Raw genomic sequence first — 21,711 nt, 5'->3', positions numbered from 1 at the left:
CGAAGGTCAGTGTGTGGTAGTTCACTATACAAGTAGACCAGGAAAAAACTACTATGTAATGAGTTTCTGTACTAATTGTCTGTATCCGCAAAACCCGGATGATGCTAGGTTTTGTCTCAAATGTGGTAAACCCCTGTTATTAAAAGAGCGCTATCGTCCCCTTTATCCTCTAGGTCAGGGTGGTTTTGGCAGAACATTGTTAGGGGTAGATGAACATATCCCTTCTCGGCCTCAATGCGTAATTAAACAATTCTGTTTTCCCGAAGAAAACCCAGCGACTTTTCATAAAGCTGCGGAGTTATTTCGGCAGGAAGCAGTACGCTTAGATGAATTGCGCCATCCCCAAATTCCCCAATTATTAGCACATTTTGAACAGGAAAACCGATTATATTTAGTGGAAGAATTAATTTCAGGACAAACCTTAGCCCAGGAATTAGCACAGCAAGGGGTGTTTACTGAGGCTCAAATCCAGAAACTACTGCAAGATTTATTACCTGTGTTAGTATTTATTCATGATCATCATGTCATTCACAGGGATATTAAGCCAGAAAATATGATGAGAAAGTCTCCCGGAGGAGATTTAGTTTTGATTGATTTTGGCGTTGCTAAATATATTTCAGCAACTGAGATGATGAAAACAGGAACAACCATTGGTAGTCCTGAATATATGTCTCCTGAACAAATGCGGGGTAAGGTATTACCAGCAAGTGATATTTATAGTTTAGGTGTTAGTTGTATTCAACTATTAACGGGGATTTCTCCCTTTAACTTATTTGATGATATAAGCGATCGCTGGGTGTGGCGAGATTATTTACTGCCAACTAATCAGGTTACATCCTATCTCAGTGATATTCTGGACAAAATGATTCAGAATGCTTTAGCTCAACGCTACAAATCTGCTAAAGAAGTCCTAGAGGTAATGGCAATTAAAACCAAACCAGAGAAAAAAACCCAAATTACCACTCTGTCTGCGGATATTGGTTTAGATTACACTCGTTTACGTGATTTACTCACCTGGAAACAATGGGAAAAGGCAGATGAGGAAACTTGGTCATTAATGTGTCAAGCTTTATCTAAGCGCAAAAATAGTTATTTATCCTATAGTGATTTGGAAACCTTATCTTGTCAGGATTTTCAAATTATTGACCAATTGTGGACAAAATATAGTCAAGGACATTTTGGATTTAGTATTCAAGTCCAAATTTATCGTACCTGTGATCATGATTATGGGCAATTTTGCGCTCAAGTAGGTTGGTATTTACCCTATTCTACGTCTGCGCGACAAAAATTAACTTTTAAATTATCTGCACCAAGAGGCCATTTGCCTTCTCATTTTTGGGCAAGTGGCACTCAATTAGGAAGACAGATGAAAGCTTTAACTACAAAGGTGTCAAACTGTTATAGTAGTTGACGGTTGCGAACAGCCGTTCGCCCCTACTGCCTCTACCCCTCTGCTCCCCTGCCTTATTATATGCAATACAGCAATACAGCTTATCTTTTAGTGTCTCATGGCAGTTCTGATCCCCGTCCAGATGTAGCTATGCAACAATTAGCCCAGCTTGTTAGGGAAAAAATGCCCCAATGTGAAAACTTGGTAGGTGTTGCTACTCTAGAGGCTAATGTTCAGCCTTTACATTTGCAAATTCAAGATTTTGCCCATCGTGTTCAGGCTGTGGGCTGTAAAATGTTGCAAATCATCCCCCTATTTTTGTTACCCGGAGTTCATCTGATGACAGATATTCCTACAGAAATTGCTCTAGCACAACAGGCTATAGATGGAGGAATGATGATAAAATTGCATCCTTATATTGGTAGTTATCCTGGTTTAGAAAAGTTTGTCGCTAGGATGATGACCACAGCAAAATCCGATATATCAATTCTTTTGGCTCATGGTAGTCGGCGCACTGGTTCTCATGCCCCAATAGAAAATATAGCAGCTAATGTGGGCGCAGTTACGGCTTATTGGTCTGTAGCTCCTAGCTTAGAAGTAAAAGTACAGGAATTAATAGCTAGTGGTTATCAACAAATTGCGATTTTTCCATACTTTTTATTTACAGGTGGGATAACTGATGCGATCGCTCAGGCAGTAGAAACGCTAAAATTACAATTTCCCTCAGTAACTTTTCAACTGGCGCAACCTTTAGGAACAAGTCGAGAATTTGCTGATTTAATCTGGGATTTCATTCAACAAAAGGAAAACATTTTTGGGTAAAGTTTATTTAGTCGGTGCTGGTCCAGGAGATCCTGGACTGATGACTCTCAAAGGCAAAGGTTTATTAGCTTGTGCAGATGTCGTTATTTATGATGCTTTGGTGAGTCCAGAAGTCTTAAAAATGATTAATTCTGAAGCAGAACAAATTAACGCGGGTAAACGCATGGGTAGACATTCCTTATTACAGGAAGTTACCACCCAATTACTGATAGAGAAAGCAGAAAATCATGCCATAGTTGTCAGACTCAAAGGGGGAGATCCGTTTATTTTTGGTCGTGGTGGCGAAGAAATGGCGGAATTAGTAGCCGCAGGAATTCCCGTAGAAGTTGTACCAGGAATTACATCAGGAATTGCCGCACCAGCCTATGCAGGTATCCCTTTAACCCATCGGCTTTATAGTTCTTCTGTGACTTTCGTTACTGGACATGAATCTGCTGGTAAGTATAAACCCCAGGTCAATTGGCAAGCCATAGCCCAAGGTTCAGAAACCATAGTTATTTATATGGGTATTCACAATTTACCCTACATAGTTGAACAGTTAACTCTAGCCGGTTTGAGTTTAGATACACCCATTGCCCTAATACGGTGGGGAACTCGGCCGGAACAAGAAGAATTAATTGGTGAACTGGGAACAATTGTGGCACAAGTGGAAGAAAAAGAATTTCTCGCACCAGCGATCGCTATCATTGGTGCAGTTGTAAAATTACACGATATATTACCCAGTTATCGTCCCATCTAAAATATGTCTAATAAACTATATGATAGTGATTTGCAATTATGGATTGAGCAAACAATTCAACAATTACAAAATCGTGAATTTGCATCTTTAGATATTGAGCATTTAATTGACGAGTTGGCGGATTTGGGTAAGTCAGAGAAGAATACACTCAGAAGTAATCTAAAAATATTATTAGCTCACTTACTCAAGTTAAAAATTCAGCATGATGTACCCGACTCGATGAAAGCAAGTTGGTATAGTTCTGTAGTGGAACATCGTCAACGGGTTTTAGATAATTTAGCAGATACTCCATCTCTGAAAAGTTTTTTAGTAGAAGCAGTAGAAAAAGCCTATCCTGATGGGCGAAAATTGGCAATTAAGGAGGGTAACCTGGCTAAGTTTGGGGTTAGTGTACCGGAAGAGAGTGAGTATCCTATAAATTGTCCTTTTGGGATAGAGGAAATTCTGGATGAGGATTTTTATGGGGTATAATGAAATTATATTATTTTTTGAGGTAAGATATGCAAACTTTAAGCACAAATAGCCTAATAAACTTAAAAAATTTATATAAATCAGACTATTTAGCCTGGTATGAAATGACCTTGGAACAAATAAAAAATAATCAGTTAAATGAGGTAGATTTAGATAGTTTAAGTGAGGTTTTAGAAAATTTGGTTAGAGATACTAAACGCAGTGGAGAAAGTTATTTAAGACAAATTATCATTCATTTATTATTGATTGAATATTGGGAAGCAGAAAGCATAAATCGTCGTCATTGGGCGGCGGAAATTGTTAATTTTCGTAGTGAGTTAGAAACAGATATGACTACGAATTTAAGAAAACACCTAAATGAGGAAAAAGAAAATAATTATCAAAAAGCTATTAAGTATGTGATAGCAAAAACAGGATTAAAGAAAAATATTTTTCCTGATCAATGTCCTTATACTTTAGAACAGTTAATTGATGATGATTGGTTTTCTGATACTATTAATATTGAATTTTAAATAATTTTGCTCAGGTACTTATCAACAAAAATACCTCATTTCAGGCTTTTGGTGATAAAGTCTATATAAATTAAGGATGTCTAAAAAATCAGTATTTACAAAATTTAACAGCAAATTTTAACGCCAAGTTACTTATATGACTCAAATCTATACAACCGATGTTTTAGTCGTTGGTGGTGGCACCGGTGGAACTGCTGCGGCCATTCAAGCAGCCCGAAGAGGTGTAAAAACCATGTTAGTGAGTGAATTTTCCTGGTTAGGGGGAATGCTCACATCTGCTGGAGTATCTGTACCCGATGGCAATGAATTACAAGCCTTTCAAACCGGTTTATGGGGTGCTTTTTTACGGGAATTACAACACAGACAACCAGGGGGATTAGATCATAGTTGGGTGAGCTTTTTCAGTTATGATCCGCGTATAGGTGCAGAAATATTTGCCGATTGGGTGAGAGAATTACCCAATCTCCAATGGATTTCGGGACAAGTACCTTTAGAAGTCTTGGGAACAAAAGACTGTATCACAGGTGTACGCTTTGCAGACTTCACCATTAACGCCAAAATTATTCTTGATGGCACAGAATTAGGAGACTTATTAGCTTTAGGAGAAGTACCTCATCGTTGGGGTTGGGAATTGCAGTCAGAATGGGGAGAACCCAGCGCGCCCACAAATTTTAACGCCCTCACCCAAACCTATCCAGTGCAAGCGCCCACTTGGGTAGTGTTAATGGAAGATTTTGGCAAAAATATCGCTCCAGCAATTTCCCCAGCCCCGAATTATGATCCATCCCAATTTACAGGAGCTTGGGATAACTATGGGGCAGAAAAATTTTTGAACTATGGCCGCTTGCCAGGGGGGCTATTGATGATTAACTGGCCTATTGCCGGCAATGACTACTGCCAAAATGCCAATCGGTTGATAGATACAGATGTCAAAAAGGGGCAATTTGTGCAAGAATGTCGCTGGCATAGTCAAAATTTTGCCTATTTCATTCAAAATGAAATTGGTAGGCGTTACGGATTAGCAAAAAATGTGTTTCCGCATGGTGATTCAGCTTTTGCCCTCCATCCCTACTATCGGGAAAGTCGTCGCCTCATCGGCATGACAACAGTTTGCGAACAGGATATTTTACCCGTAGCAAATGGTAGAACCGCATCACTATTTGATGATGCCATTGCCCTGGGAAACTATGCCAATGATCACCATTATCCTGGTGTGGAGTTTTCACTGCAACCTAAATCCATCCGTTGGGGTGGAAGATGGACAGGAACACCCTTCACTATTCCCTATCGCTGTCTGATTCCTGCCAATACAGATGGTTTGTTAGTCTGTGAAAAAAACATTTCCGTTTCTCATATTGCGAATGGAGCAACCAGACTTCAACCTATAGTTATGGGAATTGGTCAAGCAGCCGGGATGGCCGCTTCTTTGTGTGTTGTGTTAGAATGTCAGCCTAGGGATTTACCAGTGAAGAGTTTGCAGACTGCATTATTGACAGACGACTATGCACCTGCCGCAACTGTTCCTTTGTTTAACTTATTAAATAATCATCCTGATTGGTTGCACTGGCAAACTTATTATTTAGACGACCCAAAAGCTTATTCTAAAGATGGTTATTGTCCTAATATTTCGGTTGAGGAAGAGTATAAATTAAACCTCGACTGCTTTATCGGTAAATTTCAACGTCTAGGTGAGCAAAATTATCAATTTAATATTACAAAAATAACCAATTTAAATAGGGCAAATTGGCAGCTTGTGACATTGCTATCCCATATAGACCAGCAATTACAAGCTTTACCTTCAGAAACAATGCTCAAGATTTGGGGACGGCCAAATTTCTCTGGAAACTGGTTACTCGTTGAGCATTTTCAAGAAATATAAAATTAACTTTTATTCCGTAAAATAAAATACTTTTTTCTAAACTTTCCGGACAAGCATCTAAAAGTTAAGTATTAGTGAAGTAGATAGTTCTAAAATAGACTTCTACTATGCGTGCTGACATTTCACTTCTAGTATCGAGTCTGGTATTTGGCTCCTTAGCTTTAAACTGCGAAGCAGTACAGACTCGTTTTTCCGCATTATTGATGGCTAAGTCCGATTCTCAGCAATTAGTCGCTGATAATTCCAAACCTAGCCCCAATCAACCTGAAAAGCCCAATACTCATAGAGGTAGTGGTCGCAGAGGCTTGGATGAATATCTTGGCAATGGCGGTTCTATTATTTAATTGTTGGTCATTCGTCGCTACCAACTCCCAGATAATATTACCGGATGGTTGGATATTTCACATCCTGCATACCACTTCTAATATTGAGATAAACAGTTACAACACTACACTTGTTTGATTAGACTGTTAAAGATTTCTCTTTTACTGACACCAGATATAGATAGTTCCACAAACTATATCTTTAGCTCAGTATTATGGCTTATTCGTTACGACCTAAGCTATCAGTATTTCAATTTCTCTGCTAGACACATAGACAGTTACAGCACCTCATCTCTCGAAAATTGTTAGGTATTTCATCAAAACATCCGCTAATTGCTTCAGCCTTGGCGTGTATTGGTGATTTAATCACTAATACACGTACTAGACTCCCCAAGATAATCGCTTCTAGTAAATTTCAGGCTTGAATAACTGGAAATAATGATTGATATTGAGGGAAAAGCAAACTTTTTTGTTGAGAATTATCAACCTAGATTTGGGATTTATTCATTGACTTGCTAACAATAATTGGGAATGAATCTATACTAAGTAAATATCATCTAAGCAGAGCAGTTACCCTGAACTATAGCCATAGTCTACACTCTACTAACTTCATCAGTATTCATCCATGAGCACAAGCAACTTCTATGACTCGGAGTTGTGCTTGGGGAATATGGTAACAAGCTGTGAGTTGGGATTTGGGATGAGAGTGAATTGTGGCTAAATTCATGGATAAATTACAGACAGTCAGTAGTTATCATCTATCAGTGATCAGCAGTAAAACCTTTTTACTGCAAAGATTTGAGATGGATATTTAGCTAACTACACTTCCGGCCGACAACATATCAAACATAGATAAAATAAAGTTTTGTTAAAACCGTGTCGAGATGACCAACTCGCGCCAATTTTTAGACCCAAAACAATGGAAAATATAAAACACTGATAGGAAGTTTCACCTCTAATTGAGGTGTAAATGGTTATAAAAAAAATTGTCAATTTATGGATATACAAACCGCGATAGTCGCCCTGTTAGCCTTCTATGTCGCCTGGAATTTGGGTGCAAATGATGTTGCTAATGCCATGGGAACTTCGGTCGGTTCTAAGGCAATCACCCTCAAACAAGCGATTATTATTGCTGGGGTGTTAGAGTTTCTGGGTGCTGTTTTGTTTGGGCAAGGGGTAACATCTACCCTGGGAACAAAGATTGCTAACCCGGCTTTATTCGCTGATACACCACAAATCCTAATTATGGGGATGATGACAGTCCTCCTCTCTGGTGGAATTTGGCTACAAATTGCCACAAGCAGGGGTTTACCTGTGTCTTCATCCCATGCCATTGTGGGAGCGATCGCTGGTTTTAGTTGGGTAGCTTTAGGAGTACAGGTGATAGATTGGTCATCTATGGGTTTAATTACCATCGGCTGGATTTTAACGCCGATTATCAGTGGGGCGATCGCTGCTGCTATTTACAGTCTGATTCAACATTGGATTTTTAACCAACCCCATCCTCTCAAACAACTACAGGAATGGATTCCCTGGTTAAGCACGTTATTATTAAGCGTTTTTGGGATTATCGTTCTCCCCACACTGACTCAACCTTTAAGCCAGTTTTTGCTCACACAGGGTAAATGGCATATTCCCACCCATGACATCACCCTATTCACCGGAGGAATGGCCGCCATTGGCCTCACCCTCATCTGTTGGCGACAATTGGCAAATCATCCCCTGGAAAATCCCATTCAAGGTTTATTTGGGAAATTTCAAGTTGTGAGTGCTTGCTTTGTCGCCTTTGCCCATGGTTCTAATGATGTTGGTAATGCGATCGCCCCCCTCGCAGTCATTTTTCATATCCATCAATACAGTCAAGTCCCCAATGATCAACTAATCATTCCCCTATGGATTCTTGTTCTCGGTGCGATCGGCATTGTGGCAGGTTTGGCAGTTTGGGGTAAAAAAGTTATTACCACCATCGGCGAAAATATTATTTCCCTAGAACCTAGCAGCGGCTTTTGTGCCGAATTGGCCACAGCCATCACAATTTTACTGGCTTCCCGTCTAGGTTTACCCGTTTCCACTTCCCATGCTCTCGTCGGTGGTGTTGTCGGTATTGGACTGGTACAAAATATCAGATCTATTAAATTTGCCACCATCCAAAATATTGCTGCTGCTTGGCTAATTACAGTCCCCCTCAGTGCAGCCCTCAGTGCGACCATTTTTAGCATCATGGCTATTTTTTGGCACTGACTTCTACAGATGATCTGTAAAATTAAAACATTTTGTGGCATCTTCTCTATCCAGAGGGGATTTTTGCATAATTTCGGCTCATTCATTACAATAGAATATAGGAGAGAGACTAGTCCTAGTTGACAATTTTCTAGACAAAACTACACACTTATAGACAAAACTATAAGTGTACAATTTTTATGTTTAAACCCCATGAATTCGCTCAAAAAATAGGAGTATCTGTCAAGACTCTTCAACGATGGGACGTAGCCGGAAAACTTCCAGCAAAAAGAACTCTTTCAGGACATCGTTTCTATACTGAAAGTGATTTACTAATCGCTCAAGGGTTGAAGCCTGTCGAGTCTAATCGCAAGATAGTTGTTTATTGCCGTGTATCATCTAGTGGACGAAAACCAGAGCTTAAAAATCAAATATCCCCAATGGAAGCTTTTTGTCTGGGGCGTGGGTTAGCTGTTGATGATTTGCAAAAACCACGCGAAGATAGTAGTAGAAGATTTAAATGTTTCTGGGATGCTATCAAACCATAAGTTAGCTCAGTACAAGTAGCTGACTGTGGTTTTCATGAATTTAAACGTCAGCTAGAATATAAAGCCAAGAAATTTGGTTGTGAAATCATAATTGCTGATAGATTTTATCCATCGAGTAAAACTTGCTCAAATTGTGGACACAAAAAAGAAAGTCTTTCTTTATCTGAAAGAACCTTTCATTGTGAAAACTGTAGTTTTAAGATAGATAGGGATCTAAACGCCGCAATTAATTTATCGCGTCTGGCTAAGGCGTGAAAGTCTACTGAGGGATAACTGCTCCCATGCTCCCTTTGAAGTAGAAAGTAAAGTCTAGTTTTGTCTAGGTGTTATATAGCAGACATCATCAATAGTCTCTAATGATAATGAAAACTATCAAGCAATAGACATTCCACACTGATTTGATGCTTGTAGTTAGGTATTCATTTGTCAGGCTTTTACAACTATCATTCTTTGAAACAATGATAGTTAATAATCTTGTATAGCTTAATCATCAAGGTGTTAGAGGCTAGAAACTAATGGGGCAATTTGAGGAGCGACCAGAAAACCCAGGCATTAGAGGTGAGCTATCCAAAGCGGCCGAAAATGCTCTATGGGATGTACTTGAAGATTTAGAAAAGCTGCAACAAAATCTGCTGAGGTCGTTACAAGAAGATGTGAAACGGCTGGAAACTGAAAAAAACCGACTATCTAATGATATCCAAAAACTAATTGAGGAAAAAGAACAGTTACAGCAATCACGGCAAATCACTGAACAACAGGTGTTAATTCGCCAGTTAGCAGAAGTGTTAGCCAAACACATATCTTCTCAATTACAATCCTCACTCAAAACTTTAGCGACTCAAGCTGTTGAAGAGAACTTATCTGATCAAAGTCCACTAGAAGAAGATCCCACACCTGAAGTTATTTCTTTACCATATTCAGAAACAACAACAGAAGATAAAAGCCCTGAAATTACTGTTTTCTCTGAACCAGAAATAACCACAGAAGATCCAACTCCCCCATTTTGGGCTGTTTTGACTTCTCAGGCATTAGCTGCACCATCCTTAGCAGAAACAGAGACAAAACCAGAACCACGGCTGGTGGATACTGCCAATGTACCTACAGGAAAACGCCCAGCACCAAAATTAAGACAGGAAGAAACTTCTAAACAGGAAAAAATTCCTACAACTCCTAGACAAGAAACTACTCCCAACCAACCAATACCTTCTAGACCAGACAGAACTGTCCGCAAACAAATAACTTCCCGACAACCAAGATCACGCACATCTACTAACTGGTCACATTTACAGACAGGTTTTCTCTTGATTTGTTTGTCTACGGTGGTGTCATCTCTTTACAACGTAGCAATTAAAGCCATATTCTATACTGCTTCTAATCCGGGAGGATTACCCACACAACAGTTAATTTTTCCCACCTTGGGGAATATTTTTTTAATTTTGATGCTACGTTTATTAGTTGTTGTGCCATTAATGCTACTTTTATCACCTATATTACATCCTCCTATTTGGCAAGAAATAGAAAATTTATTTGCTGGGTTACGAGCTAATGCCACTCCTGGTCAGAAAAAAACCAAACAGGGGTTATTTTTATCAATTATTAGCGGTGGTATGTTATTTTTATCACAGGTATTAATTTATGTAGCCTTGGGTGATGTTTCCACAGGAATGGTGACCGCTCTGTTCTTTATTTATCCGGTGGTGAGTGTCTTCCTATCCTGGTTTCTATTTCAGGAGCGTCCTAATTTATTTGTCACTGGAGCAATGGCAGCTATTTTTTGCGGTGAATTATTAGTTTTGGCTGGTCAAACAGTTGAATTGAATAATACTTATTTGGGTAGCATCACCGCCGTTATGTCTGGCATAGCATTTGCTATGTATGTGATTTTCACTAGAATATGTGATACCAAGCTGAAATTACATCCCGTCTCTTTAACTTTAATTCACTTTACTACAATGTTATTATTAAGCTTCATCTGCTTAATCATACCTTTGCCTGGTAATTTAGGTTTAGCAATTAGCTCCTCTAATATCCTCGAACTGATCCTCAGTGCTCTTATCTTAGGTGTTTTGACTTTATGTGGTTACTTATTTAATAATTTTGGTATTCGTAAACTTGGTAGTCCTATTTCCTCTTTCATAGGGGCGACAGTCCCAGTTGTTACCGTAATTTTTGCTGGGTTTATGCTGCAAGAATCTCTACAAATTGTGCAAATTATGGGGATTATGCTTATAACTGTTGGTGCAGCCATTCTTAGCCGGAAAAAAACACCTAATCAGCCACAAGCAGCCAAATAAAGAGATAGAGGTAAGGGAGACAGGGAAAAATTTAGTATAAACTGTATCAGTATAAATAAGTAGGAAAAATTTTTTGCAAAATATGTAGCTGTTTTCGGAATAGAAAGTTATACTTAGTTTTTAGAATATACAAATCATTTTACCTTACTCCGTCTACCCTAGTTCCTCTGCATCCCAATATCCTGTGTATATAAAGTTGTGAATTTATACCAGGGAGAGGGTTAGTGGGTCCGATGGAATAAATGATCAATTGACACCCAAAATATTTACTACCTAAAAATTTCCGAGTCAACAAACAATTTTAGGTTTCGAGTTAAGCTATTTTGTCCCATTGGGTGTATAATTTCTAATTTGATTTGCATATCACACTTGTCAACGAGCAATTCATTTGTCTGTAGAATATGACCAACGACATAGATCTGATTAAACGTCTTGGACCTAGTGCGATGGATCAGATCATGCTTTATCTGGCTTTCAGTGCCATGCGTACCAGTGGCCACAGGCATGGAGCATTTCTAGATGCAGCCGCAACAGCAGCCAAGTGTGCAATTTACATGACCTATTTAGAGCAGGGGCAAAACCTGCGAATGACTGGGCATTTGCATCACCTTGAGCCAAAACGAGTTAAAATCATTGTCGAGGAAGTTAGACAAGCTTTAACAGAGGGCAAACTTCTAAAAATGCTCGGTTCTCAAGAACCTCGCTATCTAATCCAACTTCCTTATGTCTGGATGGAAAAATATCCTTGGCAACCGGGAAGATCCCGTGTTCCGGGTACAAGTTTGACTAGTGAAGAGAAAAAACAAATTGAGCAAAAACTGCCAAAGAATCTTCCTGATGCTAAGTTAGTCACCTCATTTGAGTTTATGGATTTAATTGACTTTCTCCATGAGCGATCGCAGGAAGACTTACCTCCTAGTCACCAGATGCCTTTGAGCGAAGCACTGGCCGAACATATCAAGCGCCGTTTACTCTATTCAGGCACAGTAACACGCATTGATTGTCCTTGGGGAATGCCCTTTTATGCTCTCACTCGTCCATTCTATGCTCCTGCTGACGATCAAGAACGCACCTACACAATGGTAGAAGATACCGCTCGCTATTTCCGCATGATGAAATATTGGGCAGATCGGAAACCAAATACAATGCGGGCCGTGGAAGAACTTGACATTCCGGCTAATTGGATTGAACCAGCAATGGAAGAATTAGACGAAATCATTCGCTCTTGGGGTGATAAATATCACCAAGATGGAGGAGTACCAATGATCTTACAAATGGTTTTTGGTAATAAAGATGAATAGAAAATACAATTCTGACATTGTGTAGGGTGGCATCCTGACCAACCCTACAGTTATGAAATCTATTTACTCAGAGGAGTTGACAGGTGAGGTGTTTTTTACAGATTGGGGTTTAAACCCAATGGCTTAGTAGGCACTGCACCAAAACCGCTAGATCCCTCACTGGCATCAATACAAGTAGTTAATGCCTGATCGGGAGTTAAATCAACTGCTCGACGCAAACCAACCACGCACTCGGCAAAGCTTACTGGTAATAAACTGCGACCGCAGGATTTTAAGGTAGCTAGGTTTGCTGACCCCTGATAACTTTTACTAATGCTAACTACACAGGTTGCTAGATCCTGTGGACGGCGAGCCTGTTGACAGGTAGGAAGAGCATCCACAGGTGTGATTTGTGTGAGCTTATTAATTTTTGCTACACATGAGGATAATTCTCTGGGTCGGAGTGCGGTAGCACAGCCTTGAGATGCTGTTTGCCCTGTAATACCTAAGCTCAATAGTTGAGCAGCACAAGCTCGATAATCGTTTTGGTAGGAATCTGTAACGGCTATACTGGGCAAACTACTGGGTAGTAAGCCATATAAGGTTATAAATGATGCTGTAAATACTCTAAAGGAATAAATGGTTTGTTTGTTCCCAAAGATATTAATTTTTTTTTTGCTTGTGAAGATCATCATAACTCGCATTAACTAAGATGATACGGGTTGATTTTCCTGAATGTTAACAGTAAATCTAGTTCTATTCACCGGAATAAGCACGAAAATTAATCTTCAAAGCCTGAAACCAGGAGGTTCACAGACCTGAATCCGTTTTATTTGACTTTTTTTCCTCTCACAAAAGACAATTTAGCGATAAAATGTCTATGCTTGAGGGGAACTATGCCATAATAGTAGTTCTGAATAAAATTTAAGAAGGATCAATTAAGGAAACTCATGTCCCGATATAGAGGACCCCGCCTCAGAATTGTCCGTCGTTTAGGCGAATTGCCAGGGTTAACTCGCAAGAGTGCTAGACGTGCTTACGCCCCTGGTCAACATGGACAAAACCGTAAAAAGCGCTCTGAGTATGCTATCCGTTTGGAGGAAAAGCAAAAGCTGCGTTTGAATTATGGTTTAACCGAAAAACAAATGCTCCGCTATGTCCGTAAAGCTAGACGAGTATCTGGTTCTACAGGACAAGTATTGCTGCAATTTCTAGAAATGCGCCTGGATAATACCGTTTTCCGTATGGGTATGGCTCCCACAATTCCCGCCGCCCGTCAATTGGTGAACCATGGCCACGTAACTGTTAATGGTCGGGTAGTAAATATTGCCAGCTATCAGTGCCGTCCTGGCGAAGAAGTGGCTGTGAGAAATCGAGAAGCTTCTAAGAAGTTGGTAGAAGCTAACTTGCAATATCCCGGTTTAGCTAACCTTCCTAGTCATTTAGAGTTTGATAAAACCAAATTGGTTGGCAAAGTCAATAGTGTAATTGAACGGGAATGGGTGGCACTACAAGTTAATGAACTGCTAGTTGTGGAATACTACTCACGTCAAGCGTAGGACAATTTTGGATTTTGGATTTACGATTTTGGATTGGAATTGTTTTTCTTGGAATCTAAAATCTAAAATCTAAAATTCGGGGAAATGACTAACCACCAATCTGCGACATGGTACGGGTATATGCGCCGACAGTACCAGAGTCGCGTTGTTTAAAGTTGATTTCTGGTTTTATATTTAAGATTTCTTGAACTTTTTCTTTTAACTCTTTAGTGCTAATACCAGCGCGTAAGTCCGTTTTTAAGTCAATTTGACCTGTTTCCTTTAATAAGCAGGGACGTAACCAACCATCGGCACTGAGTCGCATTCGGTTACAGCGATCGCAAAAACATTCTGACATTTGACTAATAAAACCTAGTGTTCCCTTCGCGCCGGGAATTTGAAACACATCAGCCGGTCCGTTACCGCGCACTTGAGATTCTGTCAAGCCCCAACGCTCACGGATAGATTGACGTAAATTGGCTGAAGATATCCAACCGCGATCGCCAAACAAATCTCCGTTACCAATGGGCATAAATTCAATAAATCGGACGTGCCATTGTTTATCAATTGTTAAAGCTGCTAAATCTAAAATTTCATGGTCATTCACACCGGGAACAACGACTACATTTAATTTTAATGGATTAAAGCCGACATTATAAGCGGTTTGAATGCCTTCCCATACTTGTTGCCAGCGTCCACGGCCATGATTACCAATAATTTGGTTAAATATGTGTGGATCAAGGGAATCTAAACTAATATTAATTCTTCTCAACCCTGCATTATATAGACTTTGGGCAATGGGAGCGAGTAAAAACCCATTGGTTGTCATTGCTAAATCTTGGGTTTGGGGAAGATGGGCAATTTTTTCTATTAACTCAACTATATGGGGACGGAGTAAAGGTTCACCACCGGTTAAGCGAAAGCGGGTAAAACCAACGGGAATAAATACTTCTTGAATTAGGATCAGTAGTTCTTCATCGGTTAACAATTGCTGTTTGAGAAGATAATCTAATTCTGCACCTGCTGGCATACAGTATTGACAACGGAAATTACAGCGATCAATTAAACTGATGCGGAGGTAGTCCACTTGGTTCATCGTTTCGCTAGTTGTCATGGTGGGTAAGGGGTGACAGGTTAAATAGTCTTATTATACAAGTTATTCTGATATTTTTTGAAGTTGAAATTATTGTGTAGGAACAATCATATTTTACATGTCATTCTATCAAATTATTGATTAATTCATCTATTCTTAAAAGTTCATCAGTAATTTGGTTTACAGTATTTAATTCATTTGCCGGATCTGGAGTTTGAATAGTCATGTATGATGTAGATGATTTATGGGCTACAAGACCTCGTTTTTCTCCGAATGTACTCATAGTAGCAAGCCAAGTATTATTAGGATCTAAGTCATTATTATTTATTCCTATGGGTAATAGTAATGCTAAAATGTTTTTTTCTTTTAATCCATGATTATTATCAATAACCTTCCTAAAGCTCTTGATAGCTGAATTTATTTTTTCAGTTATTTTCAATCTCTTATCGTGATTATCTTGACTTACATTGTTGGGTTTTTTAAGTGTATCTGGTGGTTTATCCATAGTTAAATCAGAGAAACCAAGCAGACATATTAAAGTGCGAGTAGTTTTACCCGTTGTATCCCAAGCTCTTTTAGCATCTAGAGCTAATTCCCAAGCTCTATCTTCAAGATAAGACTCAATTTCAGCATGGGCAAGAACTCTGTATGCAGCAGTTCTAGATAACTGACTCTCGGAATATAAACTTGTCGGGCTAATTTCAGGAAGAAATTCGTCTTTTAACCTGTTTAACTGCGTTCTTAAAGTAATAAATTTATCAGATTCTGGCATATCTTATTAAGAACCTACCTCAACCCATTAAAAATAATCCGATTACCATCTAGTTCAGGTAAATTAAAGTTTACTTCTAAAACTTTTCGTAGACTTTCACCCCACAACCTCAGACGATTATAAATCTCAGAAATATTCTGCGTTCTGCGTTCAACAGCTTCTCTAAAATCACTGTTTGATGAACATAATTCCTGAAAAGCAACTTCAACTTTTTTTTGATGATCTTCAGCAGATTTCCTGATTATTTCATCTGAAAAATAAAAAACCATCACATCTAAAATTGCTCGATTGAATTGGCTTTGATATTTATTATTTCTGCTCGACCATAAACGAGAGAAGTTTTTTTCTGCAAATATATTAATAGTTGTTTGTACTGCTTCTTCAAATTGATTGACTACATTTGTAATATCATTATATCTCTGATTATTAAGCCTTTCACAAGTCATGTCAAGAAATTCCTTGAGATTTCCCCGATAATCAGATAAAAAATAATGAAATCCTATATAACGTAATAGTAATTCAACATCACGCATCCGAGAATCAGGATTTGATGATTTAAATATCTTTCTCAGAGCCTTACTTTCAACTGATTGATCATCTAACCAATTGGTAAAAGTACCTGGATGTAATGCTTGTCTTAGCTCTTGAGGAGATAATGGAGTACCTCCTATATTCAGGCGCAGAAAAATTTTATATAGTAAGTTTTCCTTAGTCCAACTCCTAATTAATACTGTACGAATAGTTTGGTTATCAAGATCATTACGTACAGAACTCAAAAAGACATCATTTTTAAAATCTTCATATTTTTTGCCGATTAAATCACGTCTAAATTCTAGATTTCTTAAAGCAAAGGCATTGTTATTATTCGATATTTTTTCATCACTTCCACCATAAAATTGCAGAATAGTTAACAATCGTTGTTTACCATCAAGAACAATAAATTTACCTTTTTCCTGACGATTAACAGCTAATACTATTTGTGGTACTGGAAACCCAAGTATAAGTGATTCGATAAACCTACTTTTACGAGTAATATCCCAAGCGTCTCGTCTTTGAAATCTTGGATTTAGCTCTATATTACCCCGATCAAGTTGATTAAAGATTGTCTCTGTTGTCCAGTCACTACCAGAAACAACAATTTCTTGAATTTGCTTTAATTCAGGAATTAACCCACTCAGCGGTTCAGACTCAATTTCTTGATCTTCCTCTTCCTCAAAAAAGATTACCTCTTCGTTAGTCATAGTTTCGCTTTGCATAAGGATTTGAATTCAAATACAATATATCATATTATTTCTTGATATTCTATACTTGATCAATTTTAACTTAAGTTCTAAACGCTTCATTTTCCCACAAAATGCTCAATCAAAACCAAACCCCCTTAATTGATGCCTTGAAAGCCTGTAAGACCCGTCCTCACGCCCCATTTTACACCCCAGGACATAAATGCGGTATAGGCATTTCCCCAATTTTAACGGATTTAATTGGGAAAGATGTCTTTCGCGCTGACTTAACAGAATTAGCAGAATTAGATAATTTATTTTCACCCCAAAGCGTAATTCTTGCCGCCCAAGAACTTGCTGCGGAGGCTTTTGGTGCGGAAAAAACGTGGTTTTTAGTTAATGGTTCTACCTGCGGAATTGAAGCTGCAATTCTCGCTACTTGTAGAATGGGAGATAAAATTATTCTGCCTAGAAATGTTCATTCTTCAGTTATTTCTGGATTGATTCTTTCTGGTGCAATTCCTATTTTTATCAATCCTGAATATAATGAAGATTTAGATATTGCTTACAGCATTACACCGAAAGCAGTAAAAGCAACATTAATAAAACATCCAGATGCTAAAGCAGTGCTGATAGTTTATCCTACTTATTACGGTGTTTGTGGAGATTTAAAAAGTATTGCCTACATTACCCATCAATATAATATTCCTTTAATTGTAGATGAAGCTCATGGCGCACATTTTCATTTTCACCCAGAATTACCAACATCTGCTTTATCTTTAGGTGCAGATTTAACAGTACAATCAATTCATAAAACCTTGGGTGCAATGACACAAGCATCTATGTTACATATTCAAGGTAAAAGAATTGATATTGATAGAGTCAATAAAGCTTTACAATTAGTTCAATCTACCAGTCCTAGTTTTATTCTTTTAGCTTCTCTTGATGCTGCACGTCAGCAAATGGCAATACATGGAAAAAACCTCCTTTCTCAAACGTTGGAACTTGCAAACATAGCTAGAAAGAAAATTACTACAATTCCTAGTTTATCCATTTTACAACTTCCTCAATATGACAATTCTGGTTTTTTGACATTAGATCAAACTCGTTTAACTGTTAATGTCTCTCAACTAGGTATTACCGGATTCATAGCAGAGGATTTGATCAATGATTTGGGCGTAACTCCTGAATTTTCATCCTTACAAAATATCATCTTTATTATTAGTATCGGTAACACAGAAAGCGATCTTCAAAAGTTAATTCAGACGTTGTTTCATCTGAGCCAAAAATTTCATCAACATGACCTCTTGACATCTGAATGTCAACCGTGTAAAAATAGAAACGATAATATAATAAGCTATGTTATGTCCATTTCTCCCCGTGAGGCTTTTTTTGCTAATAGCGAAACCTTACTTGTAGAGAACGCAGAAAATCAAATTTGTGCCGAAATTGTTTGTCCCTATCCTCCAGGCATACCTGTATTAATGCCAGGAGAATTAATTACAAATACAGCTTTAGAATATTTGCAAAAAATTAAAAATATGGGGGGATTTATTACCGGTTGTGCCGATAAAACTTTGCAAACTTTAAAAGTTGTGAAGATATAGACTGATAGATTGAACTATTGACACAGGAATAGATATATACTCATGACATCCGATTTTATCAATGTTTTGGCACAAGCGGCTAATGCTTACCAAGAAGGAACAAAACTACCAGAAGGGGAAATAGTTGTTAATGCTTTATTAGCAGCAGAAACCCATACCAAAAATGAAAAAATTAATTATAATTTTTCTGATTTAAATGGTAAATGGCGGTTATGTTTTGCTACGGGAACTAAAAAAGTGAGAAAAAAGGGAGGAATAATTTTAAAAGCTGGAAGATATATGCCAAAATTCTTAAATATTTATTTGGCATTTTCTGAAAATTTAGAAAAAAGTCACAGGGGAGAAATTAGTAATCAAGTTCAGTTAGGCTCTATTTTGCTCAAATTAACAGGACTCACGAAATTTTTGGGTAAAAAGAATATTTTGGCTTTTGATTTTTTACAAATGCAGTTAAGCTTTTTAAACAAAATCATTTTTAATAAGCCTATGTCTTCTGGTAAAACTAGTGAAAATTCATCAGAAATTTTTTATGAAAAACCCATAGCTAAATTACCTTTTTTCGTTTTCTTTTTAATTACGGAAAATATGATTGCTGCTAGGGGAAAAGGAGGTGGTTTAGCATTATGGTTTAAAGAAAATTAAGAAATTGACCCTCCTATACTGTTTCTTCCTCTATTTCATACCCATGAGCTAATTTTTCCATAGCACCATCAATTAAATCTAAACCTTGTTGTACAGTTTCCATTAAACTTAATTTACCCCGTAAATCAGCAGCACCCATAAAGCCTTTAGCATACCAGGTCATGTGTTTACGAGCTTGACGTACTCCCCTATCTCCTTTGTATTCCCACAAAGCAAAAAGATGTTCTCTAGCACATTCTAAACGTTGAATTGGGTTAGGAGGTGGTAATAATTCTCCTGTTTTTAGAAAGTGATCAACCTCACCAACTAAAAACGGATAACCTAAAGTTCCGCGAGAACACATTACTCCATCTGCACCAGTTTGTTCCAAACATTTTACCGCCGCTTCCACAGAAAAAATATCCCCGTTACCAATGACAGGAATTAATAAAATTTCTTTTACTTTTGCTATCCATTCCCAGCGTGCATTACCGTTATAACCTTGGGAACGAGTGCGTCCATGTACAGTAATCATTTTCGCTCCTGCATCTTCCATTCTTTTGGCAAAATCAAGAATTGTAATTTCATTTTCATTCCAACCAATGCGGGTTTTGACAGTGACAGGAACATCTACTGCTTTTACTACTTCTCGTACAATTGCTTCAGCAATTTCTGGTTGACGTAATAAGGAAGAACCGCCACCATTTTTAGTAATTTTATTAACAGGACATCCCATATTAATATCAACAGTATCCGCACCTTCCGCAACCGCTTTTATCGCTGCTTCTGCTAAAAAATCGGGACGACAATCAAATAATTGAATACTAATTGGACGTTCGTTAGGATCTACCTCCATGATTTTTGGTAATTGGTTAACATAGTGTAAACCCGTCGCATTTACCATTTCTGTATACATCATGGAGTCTGGTGCATAACGACGCACCAACCGCCGAAAGACCAAATCAGTTACTCCTGATAAGGGAGACTGTAAAACACGGCTTTTAACTTCAAATGAACCGATTTTTAGAGGTGTGGAAAGTCTAGCTTGGAGTTCAGGAGCAAGGGAAATCATGGTGATGAATAAATATAATGGTTAATTGGGGAATCGAAGTCTGATCAGTGGTAGTTAATAGGAATGTGGATTATTAACCTAGTAAATCCTAATGGGTATAAAATAAGATGAATATAAAAAATAGTGAACATAAAGACCGTCTGCTTATTTCTTACCTCTTATGTGGGGCTGGTTTTTTGGGAATAGGCGGGTTACATCGCTTATATAATGGTAAAACCGTTACTGGTTTATTATGGTTCTTTACCTGTGGTTTCTTTTACTTGGGACAAATCTATGATTTATTAATCATACCTAATATGGTGGACGAATATGAACAAAAATTGCTACTAAAAGCTGGTATATCACCTTTGGGTGTACCCATGAATGAACGGATATTTATTTCCCAAGTCCACAAACCGGCGGAGAAACCAATGATTGTTAAACTAATAGAAGCCGCAGAAGCTAGAGGTGGTAGTTTAACTGTAACTCAAGGTGTCAAGGCTACGGGAATGAGCTTTGCAGAAGTCGAAGTTGCACTTCAAGAAATGCTCAAATCAAATCATGTCAGAATTGGTAATGACCCCATTTCTGGAGTCGTGACCTATTATTTTGATGAATTGTAATAATCAAAAATAGCATCTTTGATCAATTACCACCAGATGTCTCATGGAGAATGATTAGAAAAGAGGAATTTTGACACTTCATAAAGACCTTTTTTGGGTTTATCCCATTATCTAAAAATAGGTAACGACCCCATTTCTGAAGTCGTTACTTATAATTTCATTAACTAATTTCTACCTAGCCATTTTTGACCATTCAAGCGATATACTAACCGAGATACTAATAAATCTAGGGTAATTTTTCGCTCATCAATTAAAAATGATTCTAAGGTACTGGGTTTTTTGCCTTCATTACAGGAAAAACCTTTTTTCCCTTGAATATTTTCTTCCGGGAAATATACGTTAAACTGGCGCTGTCCTCCTTGCCAAGAACCCACAACTTGCCAACATTCTTCTGCTGAGTTAAAACCAATAATGGAATATTTTTGTTTGGCAAAAGTCAGTTTCACATCTGGTACACCTTCTTTTGTAATTGCTTCTTGCAGTGCTGGGAGGTAGTGCTGCTGCATAAACTCTTGAAAGGGTTTATCTTCCAAAGCTGGGGGTTTTTCCTTTTTGACGGCTTTAGCTGCGGGTTCTTCGCTTGCTGCCGGAGTTTTAGTAGTTTCTTCTGCCATTGCTCATTTTGGGGTAGTCAGTTACTTTTATTTTGACACACTAGAGCATAGCTACAACTATTTATATATAAGGATTATCTGATACTTTCTATCT

The 21,711-nt window shown here is 38.1% G+C and carries 21 protein-coding genes and 1 pseudogene; 16 read left to right on the top strand and 6 right to left on the bottom strand.

The features are described from left to right. From CUN59_RS11440 to hetR, 12 genes and pseudogenes are all read left to right on the top strand, one after another. A partial coding sequence (locus CUN59_RS11440) for a protein kinase domain-containing protein (protein ID WP_306460511.1) occupies window positions 1-1,411 on the top strand: 1,411 nt, incomplete at its 5' end. Between the two features lie 60 nt (window positions 1,412-1,471). Further along, window positions 1,472-2,212 carry a sirohydrochlorin chelatase gene (locus CUN59_RS11435; protein ID WP_104387954.1) on the top strand — a complete coding sequence of 247 codons (741 nt, stop codon included), beginning with the start codon at window positions 1,472-1,474 and terminating at the stop codon, window positions 2,210-2,212. Continuing rightward, window positions 2,205-2,951 carry a uroporphyrinogen-III C-methyltransferase gene (gene cobA, locus CUN59_RS11430; protein WP_104387953.1) on the top strand — a complete coding sequence of 249 codons (747 nt, stop codon included), beginning with the start codon at window positions 2,205-2,207 and terminating at the stop codon, window positions 2,949-2,951. Before CUN59_RS11435 ends, cobA begins: the two co-directional genes overlap by 8 nt. 3 nt (window positions 2,952-2,954) lie before the next feature. After that, on the top strand, window positions 2,955-3,422 hold the full coding sequence (locus CUN59_RS11425; protein ID WP_104387952.1) for a DUF29 domain-containing protein: 468 nt from the start codon (window positions 2,955-2,957) through the stop codon (window positions 3,420-3,422). A 29-nt stretch (window positions 3,423-3,451) separates the two neighbouring features. Next, the gene (locus CUN59_RS11420; protein WP_104387951.1) at window positions 3,452-3,934 is read left to right on the top strand and encodes a DUF29 domain-containing protein; all 483 of its coding nucleotides are present in this window, start codon (window positions 3,452-3,454) and stop codon (window positions 3,932-3,934) included. 136 nt (window positions 3,935-4,070) lie between these two features. Next, the gene (locus CUN59_RS11415; protein ID WP_104387950.1) at window positions 4,071-5,813 is read left to right on the top strand and encodes an FAD-dependent oxidoreductase; all 1,743 of its coding nucleotides are present in this window, start codon (window positions 4,071-4,073) and stop codon (window positions 5,811-5,813) included. Window positions 5,814-5,920: 107 nt separating this feature from the next. Continuing rightward, on the top strand, window positions 5,921-6,157 hold the full coding sequence (patX, locus tag CUN59_RS11410; RefSeq protein ID WP_104387949.1) for a heterocyst-inhibiting protein PatX: 237 nt from the start codon (window positions 5,921-5,923) through the stop codon (window positions 6,155-6,157). A 975-nt stretch (window positions 6,158-7,132) separates the two neighbouring features. Further along, on the top strand, window positions 7,133-8,377 hold the full coding sequence (locus CUN59_RS11405; protein ID WP_104387948.1) for an inorganic phosphate transporter: 1,245 nt from the start codon (window positions 7,133-7,135) through the stop codon (window positions 8,375-8,377). Between the two features lie 179 nt (window positions 8,378-8,556). After that, on the top strand, window positions 8,557-8,904 hold the full coding sequence (locus tag CUN59_RS22015) for a MerR family DNA-binding transcriptional regulator (RefSeq protein ID WP_243406925.1): 348 nt from the start codon (window positions 8,557-8,559) through the stop codon (window positions 8,902-8,904). After that, window positions 8,837-9,159, top strand: a pseudogene (locus CUN59_RS22650) (RNA-guided endonuclease InsQ/TnpB family protein); the annotation flags it as partial. The gene CUN59_RS22015 and the pseudogene CUN59_RS22650, both read left to right, overlap by 68 nt. A gap of 260 nt (window positions 9,160-9,419) precedes the next feature. Continuing rightward, complete coding sequence (locus CUN59_RS11395; protein WP_104387947.1) at window positions 9,420-11,198, top strand: EamA family transporter; 1,779 nt, start codon at window positions 9,420-9,422, stop codon at window positions 11,196-11,198. Between the two features lie 401 nt (window positions 11,199-11,599). Beyond that, window positions 11,600-12,499, top strand: coding sequence for a heterocyst differentiation master regulator HetR (gene hetR / locus CUN59_RS11390; RefSeq protein WP_104387946.1), 900 nt, complete (start codon window positions 11,600-11,602; stop codon window positions 12,497-12,499). A gap of 95 nt (window positions 12,500-12,594) precedes the next feature. Here the strand turns inward: hetR and CUN59_RS11385 are convergent, their stop codons facing one another. Continuing rightward, window positions 12,595-13,173, bottom strand: a complete 579-nt coding sequence (locus CUN59_RS11385) for a hypothetical protein (RefSeq protein WP_243406924.1) — start codon at window positions 13,171-13,173, stop codon at window positions 12,595-12,597. Window positions 13,174-13,428: 255 nt separating this feature from the next. Here CUN59_RS11385 and rpsD point away from each other — a divergent pair, with 255 nt between their 5' ends. Then, entirely contained in the window at window positions 13,429-14,037 is a 609-nt protein-coding gene (gene rpsD / locus CUN59_RS11380) for a 30S ribosomal protein S4 (protein ID WP_104387945.1), read from the top strand. A gap of 88 nt (window positions 14,038-14,125) precedes the next feature. Here the strand turns inward: rpsD and moaA are convergent, their stop codons facing one another. The 3 genes from moaA to CUN59_RS11365 all read right to left on the bottom strand — a co-directional run bounded on the left by moaA (window position 14,126) and on the right by CUN59_RS11365 (window position 17,122). Beyond that, window positions 14,126-15,112, bottom strand: a complete 987-nt coding sequence (gene moaA, locus CUN59_RS11375; protein ID WP_104387944.1) for a GTP 3',8-cyclase MoaA — start codon at window positions 15,110-15,112, stop codon at window positions 14,126-14,128. Between the two features lie 118 nt (window positions 15,113-15,230). Next, on the bottom strand, window positions 15,231-15,881 hold the full coding sequence (locus CUN59_RS11370) for a HEPN domain-containing protein (RefSeq protein WP_104387943.1): 651 nt from the start codon (window positions 15,879-15,881) through the stop codon (window positions 15,231-15,233). A 14-nt stretch (window positions 15,882-15,895) separates the two neighbouring features. Then, on the bottom strand, window positions 15,896-17,122 hold the full coding sequence (locus CUN59_RS11365; RefSeq protein ID WP_243406923.1) for a DUF262 domain-containing protein: 1,227 nt from the start codon (window positions 17,120-17,122) through the stop codon (window positions 15,896-15,898). 113 nt (window positions 17,123-17,235) lie between these two features. On the opposite strand from CUN59_RS11365, the gene CUN59_RS11360 reads away from it, so the two are divergent. Continuing rightward, a complete protein-coding gene (locus CUN59_RS11360; RefSeq protein ID WP_104387941.1) occupies window positions 17,236-18,708 on the top strand; it encodes an aminotransferase class I/II-fold pyridoxal phosphate-dependent enzyme in 1,473 nt (490 codons plus the stop codon). Window positions 18,709-18,750: 42 nt separating this feature from the next. Continuing rightward, window positions 18,751-19,350 (top strand): hypothetical protein, encoded by a 600-nt coding sequence (locus tag CUN59_RS11355; protein WP_104387940.1) that lies wholly within the window; start codon window positions 18,751-18,753, stop codon window positions 19,348-19,350. 13 nt (window positions 19,351-19,363) lie between these two features. Here the strand turns inward: CUN59_RS11355 and dusB are convergent, their stop codons facing one another. Continuing rightward, window positions 19,364-20,401, bottom strand: coding sequence for a tRNA dihydrouridine synthase DusB (gene dusB / locus CUN59_RS11350; RefSeq protein ID WP_104387939.1), 1,038 nt, complete (start codon window positions 20,399-20,401; stop codon window positions 19,364-19,366). Window positions 20,402-20,508: 107 nt separating this feature from the next. On the opposite strand from dusB, the gene CUN59_RS11345 reads away from it, so the two are divergent. Beyond that, window positions 20,509-21,003, top strand: coding sequence for a TM2 domain-containing protein (locus CUN59_RS11345; RefSeq protein WP_104387938.1), 495 nt, complete (start codon window positions 20,509-20,511; stop codon window positions 21,001-21,003). Between the two features lie 164 nt (window positions 21,004-21,167). On the opposite strand, the gene CUN59_RS11340 is transcribed toward CUN59_RS11345, so the two are convergent. Next, a complete protein-coding gene (locus tag CUN59_RS11340) occupies window positions 21,168-21,617 on the bottom strand; it encodes a DUF2996 domain-containing protein (protein ID WP_104387937.1) in 450 nt (149 codons plus the stop codon). Window positions 21,618-21,711: the final 94 nt, after the last annotated feature.

This window comes from Cuspidothrix issatschenkoi CHARLIE-1, assembly GCF_002934005.1.
In the GTDB taxonomy this organism is placed as follows: Bacteria; Cyanobacteriota; Cyanobacteriia; order Cyanobacteriales; family Nostocaceae; genus Cuspidothrix; species Cuspidothrix issatschenkoi.
The sequence above is the reverse complement of the archived record's forward strand: the minus strand, read 5'-3'. Positions and strand labels throughout refer to the sequence as shown.